Raw genomic sequence first — 14,881 nt, 5'->3', positions numbered from 1 at the left:
TCGCGCGGAGCTTCGCGCGGAAAGATCGTAGTGCTTCGCCTTACTCCGTATGGAAGGGAACATGATTCTCGGCGATACGATTCTCGAAACGCGCGGCCTCACCCGCGAGTTCAAAGGCTTTGTCGCCGTGAACGGCGTGAACCTGCGCGTGCGCCGTGGCTCGATCCATGCGCTGATCGGCCCCAATGGAGCGGGCAAGACCACCTGCTTCAATCTGCTCACCAAATTTCTCGAACCCACCGCGGGCCAGATCGTTTTCAACGGTGTCGATATCACCGGCGAACGGCCAGCTCAGATCGCGCGGCGCGGCATCATCCGTTCGTTCCAGATTTCCGCGGTATTTCCGCATCTGACGGCATTGCAGAACGTGCGCATCGGGTTGCAGCGCTCGCTCGGCACCGCGTTTCACTTCTGGAAGAGCGAGCGTACGTTGCGCCGTCTGAACGATCGCGCGATGGATCTGCTGACCCAGGTCGGCCTGACCGATTTCGCCGATGTGTTGACGGTCGAGCTCGCCTACGGCCGCAAGCGCGCGCTCGAAATCGCGACCACGCTCGCGATGGAGCCGGAACTGATGCTTCTCGACGAGCCCACGCAAGGCATGGGTCATGAGGACGTCGATCGCGTGACCGCGCTGATCAAGAAAGTGTCGGCCGGACGCACGATCCTGATGGTCGAACACAATATGAACGTGATCGCCGGAATCTCCGACACGATCACCGTGCTGCAACGGGGTGAAGTGCTCGCCGAGGGCAGCTACGCGGAAGTGTCGAAGAATCCGCTCGTGATGCAAGCCTACATGGGCAGCGCCGACGCGGCGCTCGCCGGAGCCCACGCATGAATACGACGGTCGAGCGCGAAGGCCTCGAAGCGAACGAAACGAAAAGCGGCGCACCCGCGCTGGAAATCGCGGGACTGCAAGCCTGGTACGGGGAATCCCACATTCTGCACGGCGTCGATCTGTTGGTCGGCCGCGGCGAGGTCGTGACGCTGCTCGGACGCAATGGCGCGGGCCGCACCACGACGCTACGCGCGATCATGGGCCTCACGGGTCGCCGTACCGGCTCGATCCGTATCGACGGACGCGAAACGGTCGGCTTGCCCACGCATCGCATCGCGCATTGCGGCATCGGCTATTGCCCGGAAGAGCGCGGCATTTTTTCGAGCCTGTCGTGTGAGGAAAATCTGCTGCTGCCGCCGCCCGTCGGCGACAAGGCGCGCATGATGTCGCTCGAGGAAATCTACGCGATGTTCCCGAATCTGCACGAGCGGCGCATGAGTCAGGGCACGCGGCTCTCGGGCGGCGAACAACAGATGCTCGCGGTCGCGCGGATTCTGCGCACCGGCGCGAATCTGCTGCTGCTCGACGAAATCTCGGAAGGGCTCGCGCCCGTGATCGTGCAGGCGCTCGCGCGCATGATCGTTACGCTGAAGGCGCGCGGCTACACGATCGTGATGGTCGAGCAGAACTTCCGCTTCGCCGCGCCGCTCGCGGATCGTTTCTATGTGATGGAGCACGGCGTGATCGTCGAGCATTTCGGGGCTAGCGAGCTCGAAGGCAAGATGCCGGTGCTGCACGATTTACTGGGCGTATAGACACGGACACACGCGCGCCCGACTGCCTCTGATAACCACAAGCGAAGAACCAGGAGACATGCATGAAAAAGAACCCACTCGCGCGAATTGCCTCACTCTGTTTCGCAGTCGCCGCCGGCACCGCGCTGACGCTGGGCAGCGCGCAAGCGGCCGACGATGCTGTGAAGATCGGCTTCATCACGGACATGTCGGGGCTGTACGCGGATATCGACGGGCAGGGCGGTCTTGAAGCGATCCGGATGGCGGTCGCCGACTTCGGCGGCAAGGTCAACGGCAAGCCGATCACGGTGCTGTACGCGGATCACCAGAACAAGGCGGACATCGCGGCATCGCGCGCTCGCGAGTGGTTCGACCGCGACGGCGTGGACATGGTGATCGGCGGCACGAACTCGGCGACCGCGCTGTCGACTAACACCGTCGCGGGCGAGAAGCACAAGGTCTATATCAGCGTTGGCGCCGGCGCCGATACGTTGACCAACGAGCAATGCACGCCGTACACGATCCACTACGCATACGACACGACCGCGCTCGCGAACGGCACGGGCTCGGCCGTGACGAAGCAGGGCGGCAAGACCTGGTACTTCCTGACGGCAGACTACGCATTCGGCAAGGCGCTCGAAAAAGCGACCGCGGAGGTCGTGAAGGCGAACGGCGGCCAGGTGCTCGGCGAGGTGCGTCATCCGCTGTCGGCGTCGGACTTCTCATCGTTCCTGTTGCAGGCGCAGGCGTCGAAGGCACAGGTCCTCGGCCTCGCGAACGCGGGCGGCGACACGATCAACGCGATCAAGGCCGCGAAGGAATTCGGCATCACCAAGACGATGAAGCTCGCCGCGCTGCTGATGTTCATCAACGACGTGCACAGCCTCGGTCTCGAAACGACGCAAGGTCTGGTGCTGACCGACAGCTGGTACTGGAACAAGGACGCCGACACGCGCAAGTGGTCGCAGCGGTACTTCGACAAGATGAAGAAGATGCCGTCGAGCCTGCAGGCTGCCGACTACTCGGCGGCGATGAACTATCTGAAGGCGGTGCAGGCGGTGGGCTCGACCGATCCGGACAAGGTGATGGCGCAGTTGCACAAGACGAAGATCGACGACTTCTACGCGAAGGGCTACATCCGTCAGGACGGCAGCATGATCCACGACATGTACCTGATGCAGGTGAAGACGCCGGCCGAATCGAAGGAGCCGTGGGATTACTACAAGATCACTGCGACGATTCCGGGCGATCAGGTCTTCACGACCAAGGCGCAGACCCGCTGCGCGCTGTGGAAGTAAGCGCGGGCGCAGTAAGCGGTCGAGGACCGCGCAGACCTGAGAGAACCGCCGGCGCTGCAGGGGCACGCGCTGGCGGATGACCGTTTCAGATGCCGTACGCCGATGGGCGGCGTCGCCGCTCGTCGCGTGCCGGCCGGATCGTGCGTCACCGATCTCACCTTGACGATGGCTTGAAGGGCTAAGGGCTTCAATGGACATCTTTGGCGTTCCGCTACCGGCGATGCTGAGCCAGCTTCTGCTCGGGCTCGTGAACGGCTCGTTCTACGCGATTCTGAGCCTCGGGCTGGCGATTATTTTCGGCCTGCTCAACGTGATCAACTTCGCGCATGGCGCGCTGTTCATGCTCGGGGCGATGCTCGCGTGGATGGGGCTGTCGTATTTCAATCTGCCGTACTGGGTGATGCTCGTGCTCGCGCCGCTGATCGTCGGACTGGTCGGCGTCGCGATCGAGCGCTCGATGCTGCGCTGGCTTTACAAGCTCGATCATCTGTATGGCCTGTTGCTGACGTTTGGCCTCACACTCGTGATCGAGGGCGTATTCCATTCGATCTACGGCTCGTCGGGCCAGCCGTACGATGTGCCGTCGGCGCTGTCGGGCGCGACCAATCTCGGCTTCATGTATCTGCCGAACTATCGCGCATGGGTGGTGGTCGCGTCGCTGGTCGTGTGCTTTGCGACCTGGTTCGTGATCGAGAAGACGCGGCTTGGCGCGTATCTGCGCGCGGGCACCGAAAACCCGAAGCTCGTCGAGGCGTTCGGCGTCAACGTGCCGCTGATGATCACGCTGACCTACGGCTTCGGCGTCGCGCTCGCGGCGTTTGCCGGCGTGCTCGCCGCGCCGGTGATTCAGGTCTCGCCCCTGATGGGCCAGTCGATGATCATCACCGTGTTCGCGGTGGTCGTGATCGGCGGCATGGGCTCGATCATGGGCTCGATCCTGACCGGCCTGATGCTCGGCGTAGTCGAAGGACTCACGCGTGTGTTCTACCCCGAGGCGTCGGCGACCGTCGTCTTCGTGATCATGGCGCTCGTGTTGCTCGTGCGTCCGGCGGGTCTTTTCGGCAGGGAAAAATGATGCAGAGAAACGTGCTCTACGGTCTGCTGCTGATCGTGCTGCTCGCGGTGCCGGTGCTCGGCATCTATCCGCTCTTCGTGATGAAGGTGCTGTGCTTCGCGCTGTTCGCGGCCGCCTTCAATCTGCTGATCGGCTATACGGGCCTGCTGTCCTTTGGTCATGCGATGTTTCTCGCGTCGGCCGGTTACGTCACCGGCTATGCGATGCAGACGCTCGGCTTTTCGCCGGAGCTCGGCGTGCTGAGCGGCACCGCGGCGGCGACGCTGCTTGGGCTCGTCGTCGGCTTCTTCGCGATTCGCCGTCAGGGTATCTACTTCGCGATGGTGACGCTCGCGCTCGCGCAGATGGTCTACTTCGTGTTCCTGCAGGCGCCGTTCACGCACGGGGAAGACGGTCTGCAAGGCGTGCCGCGCGGCAAGCTGTTCGGCGTGCTCGATCTCTCTTCGGACCTCGCGCTATATTTCGTCGTGCTCGCGGTGATCGTCGCGGCTTTCCTGCTGATCGTGCGGATCGTGCATTCGCCGTTCGGGCAGGTGCTCGTCGCGATCAAGGAAAACGAGCCGCGCGCGGTGTCGCTCGGCTACGACACCGACCGTTTCAAGCTGCTCGCATTCATCCTGTCGGCCGGCATTGCGGGTCTCGCGGGTTCGCTGAAGGTGCTGGTGCAGGGTTTCGAAACGCTGAGCGATGCCTATTGGACGATGTCCGGCCTCGTGATCCTGATGACGCTGGTGGGCGGCATGGGCACGCTGTTCGGGCCGTTGCTCGGCGCCGCGTTGATCGTGTCGCTCGAAGACAGGCTCGGCGATATCGGCGCGGCACTCGCGTCGATGACCGGCATCGACTGGTTCCGCTCGCTCGGCGAATCGGTGACGATCGTCACCGGGCTGATTTTCATCGCGTGTGTGCTGGCGTTCCGGCGCGGCATCGTCGGTGAGATCGTCGCGCGAGTGCGACCGTTGCGGGCTTGAGAGTGGCTGTTTGATCCCGCCCGCGTGGTTGCTCGCTTGATGCAGTGCGATACGAAATTGCTTCGACCTCCGATCTAATTGCGGCTCGTGCTGAAGGTCCGCTGGATCAAGGGCTCGGGCGAACCTGTGGCAAACCGTGTGACGAAATGCGCCCTACGCGCCCCAATCCGGTGCCGCAGTGCACCACTAGGGTAATTGCTAGTTGTGACTGTTGGGGGTGGTCGTTTAATCTTCATGCAGTTCTGATGCACCACGAATTTGCAGGTGGAGAACGAGGAGACAAGTGAGGCACTCAGTGCCCAGAAGAAAGCGCTGTTGGATTGATATCCAACAGCGCTTTTTTATTTGTGTTTATCGAATTTTTGACGCGATCTCCCGGCTATTTCACGCGCCATTTTTTACTCTCCACCAGCCGCTGCGGGTAAACATCACAAGCCTGCGAAACGCTTGCAGCACGGCGCTTGCGTCCGCTACACTCGCTTATTCACCGACCACTGGGTTGGCAATTAAATCCGCGGATTTAATTGCAATTGAATAACGGGGTTAATAGAGGAGCAGGATGAAGTCGGCATTGCGTTGGATCAGCGCGGCATTGGTCGCCACAGGGGTCTCGGCTGCCTGGAGCGGCCATGCATTCGCGGACGTGAAAATCGGCGTCACCGTGTCGGCAACAGGACCGGCCGCATCGCTTGGCATTCCGGAAAAGAACACGATCGCGCTGCTGCCGAAAGAAGTGGCGGGCCAGAAGATCGACTACATCGTCCTCGACGACGCAACCGATTCCACCCAGGCGGTCAAGAACGCCCTCAAGCTCACTAGCGAAGACCACGTCGATGCACTGATCGGCTCGACCGTCGTGCCGAACTCGCTCGCCATGATCGACATCGCTGCCGAAACCTCGACGCCGATGATCTCTCTGGCCGCGGCCGCGGGCATCGTCGAGCCGATGGACGCGAAGCGTGGATGGGTCTTCAAAACGCCGCAAAACGACATTCTGATGGCCACGGCGATTGCGCAGCACATGGCCAATCACGGCGTGAAGACGGTCGCGTTCATCGGCTTTTCCGACGCGTACGGCGAGAGCTGGTTCAAGGAATTCAGCAAAGCCGCTGACCTCGCGAAGATCAAGGTCGTCGCGAACGAGCGCTTCGCGCGCAACGATGCATCGGTCACGGGCCAGGTGCTGAAGATGATGTCGCAGAACCCGGACGCGGTGCTGATCGCCGGTGCGGGCACGCCGGCCGCGCTGCCGCAGAAAACGCTGAAGGAGCGCGGCTACAAGGGCAAGTACTATCAGACGCACGGCGTCGCGAACAACGACTTCCTGCGCGTGTGCGGCAAGGATTGCGAAGGCACATGGCTGCCCGCTGGCCCGCTGCTGGTCGCCGAGCAACTGCCCGAGGCGAATCCGGTGAAGAAAAGCGCGCTCGCGTACAAGCATGCGTATGAAACGGCATATGGCGCGGGGTCGGTGTCGACGTTCGGCGGTCACGCATGGGACGCGGGTCTGCTTCTGCAGCATGCGATCCCGCTCGCGTTGAAGAAGGGGCCGCCAGGCACGCCGGCATTCCGCGAGGCGCTGCGTGCCGCGCTCGAAGGAACGAAAGATCTGCCCGCGTCGCACGGCATCTTCAACATGAGCGGGAACGACCATGCCGGCCTCGATCAGCGGGCGCGCGTGACGGTGCAGATCGTCGACGGCAAGTGGAAGCTCGCCGGCGACTGAGCGAAGGCTCTGCGCCACGGGACCTCATCGAAAAAGACGCGTGCAGTTGACGCGTCTTTTTTATTACCCGGGCCAGGTGTCGCATCGCGCAAAAGTGTGGTTTCGCTGCTTCAGGACAAACCCGCATTTGGCGCACGCTCTCTTGACCGTCGATAATGCAGAACGCAAGCTACTAACATATTAGTGGTTTATGAAATGCCTGGTTGGAATAAAGCCGCGGCACAGAAACGCGGCGTATGACGCGAATGCGCGCTCGCGCGACGCGAGAGGAGCGGTACCCGACGCAGCGGGGGAAGGTATGCGCGCCGAGCAGGGAAAACCATGCTTGGCACACCTGAACCCGCTCACTAGATTCAAACACCCGGCCCAGCAAGCCGGTTTACAGATAGGCGCTTTTCAAAGCGTTTGGAGACTCGCAATGAAAAAGACAAGGCATTGGGTACGCACCGGCATCGCGATGGCGCTGATGTGCGGCGCGGGGGCTGCATTCGCGCAGGTGAAGATCGGCGTCACGTTGTCGACGACGGGGCCGGCCGCGTCGCTCGGGATTCCTGAAAAGAACACGATCGCGTTGCTGCCGAAGGAGATCGGCGGCAAGAGCGTGCAGTACATCATCCTCGACGACGGGTCGGACACCAGCAAGGCCGTGCAGAACACGCGCAAGCTGATCGACGAAGACCACGTCGACGCGATCATCGGCTCGACCGTCACGCCGAATTCGCTCGCGATGCTCGATCCGGCCGCTGAGGGCAAGACGCCGGTGATCTCGCTCGCGGCATCGGCCGCGATCATTCAGCCGATGGATGCGAAGCGCGCATGGGCATTCAAACCGCCTCAGAACGACAGCCTGATGGCCGAAGCGATCGCCGATTACATGCAGCATCACGGCGTGAAGACGGTCGGCTTCATCGGATTCTCGGACGCATACGGCGACAGCTGGAACACGACGTTCGACGCCGCCGCGAAAGCGCACAACCTGAAGATCGTGTCGAACGAGCGCTTCAACCGCACCGATGCATCGGTGACGGGCCAAGTGCTGAAGACGATGGGCGCGAATCCCGACGCGGTGCTGATCGCGGGCTCGGGCACGCCGTCGGCGCTGCCGGCCAGGACGCTGAAGGAGCGTGGCTACAAGGGCAAGGTCTATCAGACTCACGGGGTCGCGAACAACGACTTCCTGCGTGTGTGCGGCAAGGATTGCGACGGCGAACTGCTGCCGGCCGGTCCGATTCTCGTCGTCGATCAATTGCCGGATTCGAACCCGGTGAAGAAGTCGGCGGAAGCCTATAAGAACGCCTATGAGAAGGCTTATGGCGCGGGTTCGGTCGCGACCTTCGGCGGCCACGCATGGGATGCCGGCCAGATGTTGCAGGCTGCGATTCCGGTCGCGCTGAAGACCGCCCAGCCGGGCACGCCGGAGTTCCGCGTGGCGCTGCGCAACGCGCTCGAAAACATCAAGGAGCTGCCAGTGTCGCACGGCATCATGAACACCACCGCGAACGACCACAACGGCCTCGACCAGCGCGCACGCGTGATCGTGCAGATCGTCGACGGCAAGTGGAAGTTGCAGAACAACTAAGACTATTTACAAAAACAAGTAGCGGTACGCGCCTCTCGCGCAATCTGCGGTGCATGACGCCGCATTGCCATTGTGTTCGACGACAATGGCATCGACCGCCGCGCCGCGTCCCGGCGCGGCGGTTGTCTTTTCTGACATGCAGATCGATGGCCGGCTTCGCACCGCGCCGTCGCGACTGTTTCCCGGCTTTTCGATTTCGACGCTTCAGGACGAGGAAGTATGGATCTATCAATTGCGGCGATCCTCGCGCAGGACGGCATCACGACCGGCGCGATCTACGCGCTGCTCGCGCTTGCGCTGGTGCTGGTGTTCTCCGTCACGCGGGTGATCTTCATCCCGCAAGGGGAGTTCGTTTCGTACGGCGCGTTGACGCTCGCCGCACTGCAAACGCAGAAGTTTCCGGCCACCTGCTGGCTGTTGATGGCGATGGGCGCGGCATGCTTCGTCGTCGAGACGGCGGCCGTGTTGCGGCATGCTGAGCGGCGTCGTCATGCGGCGCGCACGCTGCCCGTGCTGGCGGGAAAGTACCTGCTGTTTCCGATCGCGGTCTACGCGCTCACGCGCGGCATCTTCCTGCAGCCGCTGCCGATGATCGTGCAGATCGCGCTGACGCTGCTGATCGTGATTCCGATGGGTCCGTTCGTGTATCGCCTTGCCTACGAGCCGATCGCGGAGGCGACCACGCTGCTGCTGTTGATCGTCGCGGTGGCCGTGCATTTCGTGATGGTCGGTCTCGGCCTCGTGATGTTCGGCGCCGAAGGCTCGCGCACCAACGCGTTTTCCGATGCGACGTTCAACATCGGCACGTTGTCGATCTCCGGACAGAGCCTGTGGGTGATCGGCACCGCGGCCGTGCTGATCGGCGCGCTGTATTTGTACTTCGATCGCTCGATTTCGGGCAAGGCGTTGCGCGCGACGTCGGTGAACCGGCTCGGCGCGCGGCTCGTCGGCATCGGCACCACGCAGGCGGGACGCCTCGCATTCACGCTTGCGGCGGGGCTCGGCGCACTGTGCGGCATCCTCGTCGCGCCGCTCACGACGATCTACTACGACTCGGGCTTCCTGATCGGTTTGAAGGGCTTCGTGGGCGCGATCATCGGCGGTCTGGTCAGCTATCCGCTGGCGGCGGCCGGCTCGATTCTCGTTGGTCTGCTGGAGTCGTATTCGTCGTTCTGGGCTAGTGCTTATAAGGAAGTGATCGTGTTCACGTTAATCATCCCGGTGCTGCTGTGGCGCAGTCTTGCGAGCCCGCACGCCGAAGAGGAAGCGGAGTGACACGATGAAACGAATCATGCAAAAGAAGTTCTTCTGGTTGTTCCTCGTGGTGCTGTTCGCTTTGCCGGTTCTGCCGCATCCGATCCATGTACCCGAGTACTGGGTCACGCTGCTGAACTACATCGGTCTCTATTCGATCGTCGCGATCGGCCTCGTGCTGTTGACCGGCATCGGCGGGATGACGAGCTTCGGGCAGGCCGCGTTCGTTGGCATCGGCGCGTATGCAACCGCGTATCTGACGACGAACTTCGGCGTGTCGCCGTGGCTCGCACTGATCGCGGGCGTGATCGTCACTGCCCTGGTTGCGCTGATGCTCGGTCTCGTGACGATGCGCCTATCCGGCCACTTTCTGCCGCTCGGCACGATTGCGTGGGGGCTCGCGCTGTTCTACCTGTTCGGCAATCTCGACATGCTCGGCAAGTACGACGGCATCAACGGCATCCCGGTGTTGAATGTTTTCGGGATCAATCTCGAGTCCGGCCGCCGTATCTATTACCTGATCTGGGTGGTCGTGCTCGGTGCGGTCGTCTCTGTTCAGAATCTGCTTAATAGCCGGCCGGGTCGCGCAATCCGCGCGTTGCGCGGCGGTGGTCTGATGGCCGAGGCAATGGGCGTCAACACCGGCTGGATGCGCGTCGTGATTTTCGTCTATGCGGCGGTGCTTGCGTCGGTCTCGGGTTTTCTGTACGCGCACTTGCAGCGCGCCGTGAATCCGACGCCGTTTGGACTGAATCACGGCATCGAGTTCCTGTTCATGGCGGTGGTGGGCGGCGTCTCGCACGTCTGGGGCGCGGTGCTGGGCGCGGCGATCCTGACCGTGCTGCAGGATTATTTGCAGACGCTGCTGCCAAAACTGCTCGGCGAGAACGGCAACTTCGAAGTGATCGTGTTCGGCATCATCATGGTGCTGCTTCTGCAGTACGCGCGGCAGGGCGTCTGGCCGTTCGTCGCGCGCTTTTTCCCGCGTGGCCCGCGGGCGCATCTCGCCGATCACGCGGATCCTCTGCCGCAGCGCAACAAGCCACAGACCGGCGAAGACCTGCTGACGGTGAATAAGGCGCGCAAGCAGTTCGGCGGTCTCGTCGCGGTGAACGACGTCAGCTTCGAGGTCAAAGCAGGGCAGATCATCGGGCTGATCGGACCGAACGGCGCAGGCAAGTCGACGACCTTCAATCTCGTGACCGGTGTGCTGCAGGCGACAAGCGGCGAGATCACGTTCCGCGGCGAGCGCATCGATGCGCTGAGTTCGCGTGAAATCGTCAAGCGCGGCATCGGCCGGACGTTCCAGCACGTGAAGCTGCTGCCGGGTATGACCGTGCTCGAGAACGTCGCGATCGGTGCGCATCTACGTGGCCATGCGGGCGTGTGGCGCAGTGTCGTGCGGCTGAACCGCTCCGAAGAGCAGCGGTTGATGGCCGAAGCCGCTCGGCAGATTCGCCGCGTCGGCCTCGAACAGCACATGTATGACGAAGCGGGCAGCCTGGCGCTTGGTCAACAGCGGATTCTCGAAATTGCGCGCGCCCTGTGCTGCGACCCGACTCTGCTATTGCTCGATGAACCGGCCGCTGGTCTCCGGTATCAGGAAAAGCTTCAGCTCGCCGACCTGCTGCGCAGACTGAAGACAGAAGGGATGAGCGTGCTGCTCGTCGAGCACGACATGGATTTCGTGATGAATTTGACGGACCGGCTCGTGGTGATGGAGTTCGGCACGCGGATCGCTGAGGGCCTGCCGCAGGAAGTCCAGCAGGATCCGGCGGTGCTCGAAGCGTATCTGGGTGGGGTGGAATGATGGACGACATGACAACGACCGGCGTGGCGGCAGCGGGACCGATTCTCGAAGTGAGCCATTTGTCCGTCCGCTACGGCAAGGTTGAAGCGCTGCACAATGCGGCGATCAAGGTGCGGGCGGGGCAGATCGTCTCCGTGATCGGCCCGAACGGCGCGGGAAAGTCGACGCTGCTGAATGCGATCATGGGCGCGTTGCCGACGTCCGGTCATGCGAAAGGCGCGGTTTCCTATCAGGGCGACGACGTCAGCGCGATGCCGGTCGAAAAACGCGTTGCGCTTGGGATGTGCCTGGTGCCGGAAAAGCGCGAGCTTTTCGCTTCGATGACCGTCGAGGACAATCTGCTGCTTGGCGCCTACCGGCGCAAGCGAGCAGGGGAGCGCAACTTTCTCGATCAGCTGGAACCGGTGTTCGAACTGTTTCCGCGGCTGAAGGAGCGGCGCAAGCAGGCGGCCGGCACGCTTTCCGGCGGCGAGCGGCAGATGCTCGCGGTCGGCCGCGCCCTGATGGGCAAGCCCGATCTGCTGATGCTGGACGAGCCGAGCCTCGGTCTCGCGCCGCTGATCGTGAAGGAAATCTTTCACATCATCAGCGCCTTGCGGCAGACGGGCGTCGCGACGCTGCTGATCGAGCAGAACGCGCGCGCTGCATTGCAGATCTCGGACTACGGCTACGTGCTGGAAACCGGCGAGTTGGCACTGGAAGGACCGGCGACCGACCTCGCGCAAAATCCCCGGGTGATCGAAACCTATCTCGGTCTTGCCAAAAAGGTCGCATAAGCCCGCACTTATTTCGCTGATCGCTGTCTCTGGAAGCGGTGTGTTTCACGTGAAACACACCGCTTTTTTATTGCTTCACCATTCGGACGAAATTCGGGCCGAAACCGAACCCGTTATAATTCGCCCATACATTTCTTTTGAAGGCTCACGCGACGATCTGGCGTGAGATCCCGCGATGCTTTTTCCCTCAGAATTTGACGTAATCGTCGTCGGTGGCGGTCATGCCGGCACCGAAGCTGCTTTGGCGTCGGCGCGCATGGGCAACAAAACGCTGCTTTTGACCCATAACATCGAGACCCTTGGTCAGATGAGCTGCAATCCGTCGATTGGCGGCATAGGCAAAGGCCACCTGGTCAAGGAGGTCGACGCGCTGGGCGGCGCCATGGCGGCCGCTACCGACGAAAGCGGCATCCAGTTTCGGATCCTGAATTCGTCGAAAGGACCGGCGGTCCGCGCGACGCGCGCTCAGGCTGACCGCATGCTGTACAAAGCGGCGATCCGCCATCGTCTAGAGAATCAGCCGAACCTCTGGCTATTTCAGCAGGCCGTCGACGATCTGATGGTCGAGGGCGACCGCGTGGTCGGCGCCATCACGCAAGTGGGTATTCGTTTCCGGTCGCGCGCGGTGGTGCTGACGGCGGGCACGTTCCTCGACGGCAAGATTCACGTGGGGTTGAACAACTACACAGGCGGACGCGCGGGCGACCCGGCTGCGGTTTCGCTGTCGGCGCGGTTGAAAGAGCTGAAGCTACCGCAGGGCCGGCTCAAGACCGGTACGCCACCGCGAATCGACGGTCGCACGATCGACTATTCGCAGCTCGAAGAGCAGCCCGGCGATCTGGACCCGGTGCCGGTGTTTTCGTTCCTCGGGCGTGTCGAGCAGCACCCGCGCCAGGTGCCGTGCTGGGTCACGCATACGAATCAACGGACACACGACATCATTCGCGGCGGTCTCGATCGTTCGCCAATGTACACGGGCGTGATCGAGGGGGTGGGGCCACGCTATTGCCCGTCGATCGAGGACAAGATTCACCGGTTTGCGTCGAAGGAATCGCATCAGATCTACCTCGAGCCGGAAGGTCTGACGACCAACGAGTTCTATCCGAACGGGATCTCGACGAGCCTGCCCTTCGACGTGCAGCTCGAGCTGGTGCGTTCCATGCGCGGGCTCGAGCATGCGCATATCCTGCGCCCGGGCTACGCGATCGAGTACGACTATTTCGATCCGCGTGGCCTGAAGGCATCGCTAGAAACGAAGGTGATCAGTGGCCTGTTCTTCGCCGGACAGATCAACGGTACGACCGGCTACGAGGAGGCAGCTGCACAGGGCACTCTGGCCGGCATCAACGCCGGTCTGTTCGTGCAAGGCAAGGAAGCATGGTGTCCGCGTCGCGACCAGGCTTATCTCGGCGTGCTCGTGGACGATCTAGTCACGCGCGGGGTGTCCGAGCCGTACCGGATGTTCACGAGCCGCGCGGAGTACCGTCTGAGCTTGCGCGAAGACAACGCCGATGCGCGGCTGACGGAGATCGGGCGCGAACTCGGCGTGGTCGATGACGCCCGCTGGGACGCCTTCAGTCGCAAGCGTGACGCTGTTTCACGTGAAACACAGCGCTTGCGTTCAACCTGGGTCAATCCTAAGACCTTACCGGCAGAAGAGGCGACCGCCTTGCTTGGCAAGCCAATCGACCACGAATACAGTCTCGCGGACCTGCTGCGTCGTCCGGGCGTCAGCTACGACGGCGTCTGCGGGCTGCGTGACGGCACCTGTGGCGCGCCCGAAGCACTTGCGGAAGACCCCGTGCTGCTCGCGCAAATCAAGGAACAGATCGAAATCGGCGTCAAATATCAGGGCTACATCGACCGACAGGCCGGTGAGATCGAACGCAACGAGGCGCAAGAGAACACGCGTCTGCCTGAAGGACTGGACTACACCGAGGTCCGTGGGCTGTCGTTCGAAGCTCGCCAGAAGTTGATGCAGTTCCGGCCGGAAACGATCGGACAGGCGTCGCGTATTTCCGGTATCACGCCTGCCGCCATCTCGCTGCTGATGGTCCATCTGAAGCGTGGCCTCGGGCGTCGTCCGTCGAAGTCCGCCGAGCCCGGCGCCGACAGCACGCCGGTGGTTCAATGACGGCAGCGCAGAGGGGAATCGACCAGCAGGCCTTGGCGTCATTGCTGGCGGACGGTGTCCGTGAACTTGGTCTCGAACTCAGCGACGCGCAGCAGCGCAAGCTGCTCGATTACGTCGCGCTGCTCGCGAAGTGGAACAACGTCTACAACCTGACAGCGATCCGCGATCCGAGGCAGATGCTAATCCAGCACATTCTCGATTCGCTATCGATCGTGCCGCACCTGGCGCCGCGCAGGCCGTCGTCGGTGCTCGACGTCGGTTCGGGCGGGGGGCTGCCGGGCATCGTGCTCGCGATCGTGCTGCCCGATTGGACCATCACGACGAACGACATCGTCCATAAGAAGACTGCCTTTCAGTCGCAGGCGAAGGCGGAACTGGGCCTCGCGAACCTGTCGATTGTGACCGGTCGGGTGGAGACGCTGCGGCCTGGCGCCGAAGTACCGGCAAAGTTCGACGTAATTGTCTCGCGCGCGTTCGCAGAACTCTCGGATTTCGTTACACTGGCCCGTCATCTGGTTGCGGAGCAGGGCGCAATTTGGGCGATGAAGGGTATGCGGCCGGATGCCGAAATCGCGCGTCTGCCGGCGGGCGCTCACGTGGAACAGATCATCCGGCTGAACGTGCCGTCGCTCGACGCCGAGCGGCATCTGATCGAGGTGCGAGTGGACCCCGAAAGCTGACGG

At 62.4% G+C, this 14,881-nt stretch carries 12 protein-coding genes; all 12 read left to right on the top strand.

The genetic code is table 11. From position 1 onward, the window contains the following. Positions 1-61 precede the first annotated feature (61 nt). On the top strand, positions 62-841 hold the full coding sequence (locus tag F6X37_RS17825) for an ABC transporter ATP-binding protein (RefSeq protein ID WP_018418872.1): 780 nt from the start codon (positions 62-64) through the stop codon (positions 839-841). After that, a complete protein-coding gene (locus F6X37_RS17820) occupies positions 838-1,596 on the top strand; it encodes an ABC transporter ATP-binding protein (RefSeq protein WP_187612233.1) in 759 nt (252 codons plus the stop codon). Before F6X37_RS17825 ends, F6X37_RS17820 begins: the two co-directional genes overlap by 4 nt. A gap of 62 nt (positions 1,597-1,658) precedes the next feature. Then, positions 1,659-2,873, top strand: coding sequence for an ABC transporter substrate-binding protein (locus F6X37_RS17815; protein WP_184060997.1), 1,215 nt, complete (start codon positions 1,659-1,661; stop codon positions 2,871-2,873). Positions 2,874-3,063: 190 nt separating this feature from the next. Further along, positions 3,064-3,948: a branched-chain amino acid ABC transporter permease gene (locus tag F6X37_RS17810; protein WP_184036882.1), complete on the top strand. Its 885-nt coding sequence runs from the start codon at positions 3,064-3,066 to the stop codon at positions 3,946-3,948. Next, the gene (locus F6X37_RS17805) at positions 3,948-4,919 is read left to right on the top strand and encodes a branched-chain amino acid ABC transporter permease (protein ID WP_187612277.1); all 972 of its coding nucleotides are present in this window, start codon (positions 3,948-3,950) and stop codon (positions 4,917-4,919) included. The genes F6X37_RS17810 and F6X37_RS17805 overlap by 1 nt, the downstream gene beginning before the upstream one ends. Before the next feature lie 559 nt (positions 4,920-5,478). After that, the gene (locus F6X37_RS17800; protein WP_187612232.1) at positions 5,479-6,645 is read left to right on the top strand and encodes an ABC transporter substrate-binding protein; all 1,167 of its coding nucleotides are present in this window, start codon (positions 5,479-5,481) and stop codon (positions 6,643-6,645) included. Between the two features lie 418 nt (positions 6,646-7,063). Further along, the gene (locus F6X37_RS17795; RefSeq protein ID WP_187612231.1) at positions 7,064-8,224 is read left to right on the top strand and encodes an ABC transporter substrate-binding protein; all 1,161 of its coding nucleotides are present in this window, start codon (positions 7,064-7,066) and stop codon (positions 8,222-8,224) included. A gap of 219 nt (positions 8,225-8,443) precedes the next feature. Further along, positions 8,444-9,499: a branched-chain amino acid ABC transporter permease gene (locus tag F6X37_RS17790; RefSeq protein ID WP_187612230.1), complete on the top strand. Its 1,056-nt coding sequence runs from the start codon at positions 8,444-8,446 to the stop codon at positions 9,497-9,499. 4 nt (positions 9,500-9,503) lie between these two features. Then, complete coding sequence (locus tag F6X37_RS17785) at positions 9,504-11,288, top strand: ATP-binding cassette domain-containing protein (RefSeq protein WP_187612229.1); 1,785 nt, start codon at positions 9,504-9,506, stop codon at positions 11,286-11,288. Continuing rightward, positions 11,288-12,064: an ABC transporter ATP-binding protein gene (locus tag F6X37_RS17780; protein ID WP_184051910.1), complete on the top strand. Its 777-nt coding sequence runs from the start codon at positions 11,288-11,290 to the stop codon at positions 12,062-12,064. Before F6X37_RS17785 ends, F6X37_RS17780 begins: the two co-directional genes overlap by 1 nt. Before the next feature lie 175 nt (positions 12,065-12,239). Further along, positions 12,240-14,198 carry a tRNA uridine-5-carboxymethylaminomethyl(34) synthesis enzyme MnmG gene (gene mnmG, locus F6X37_RS17775; protein WP_187612228.1) on the top strand — a complete coding sequence of 653 codons (1,959 nt, stop codon included), beginning with the start codon at positions 12,240-12,242 and terminating at the stop codon, positions 14,196-14,198. Continuing rightward, positions 14,195-14,878, top strand: a complete 684-nt coding sequence (gene rsmG, locus F6X37_RS17770) for a 16S rRNA (guanine(527)-N(7))-methyltransferase RsmG (protein WP_187612227.1) — start codon at positions 14,195-14,197, stop codon at positions 14,876-14,878. Before mnmG ends, rsmG begins: the two co-directional genes overlap by 4 nt. The last annotated feature ends 3 nt before the right edge of the window (positions 14,879-14,881 follow it).

Origin of the sequence: Paraburkholderia sp. 31.1 (assembly GCF_014397645.1) — a bacterium.
Taxonomy (GTDB): Bacteria; Pseudomonadota; Gammaproteobacteria; order Burkholderiales; family Burkholderiaceae; genus Paraburkholderia; species Paraburkholderia tuberum.
Note: the sequence above shows the minus strand (reverse complement) of the source record. Positions and strands in the feature narration are given on the sequence as shown.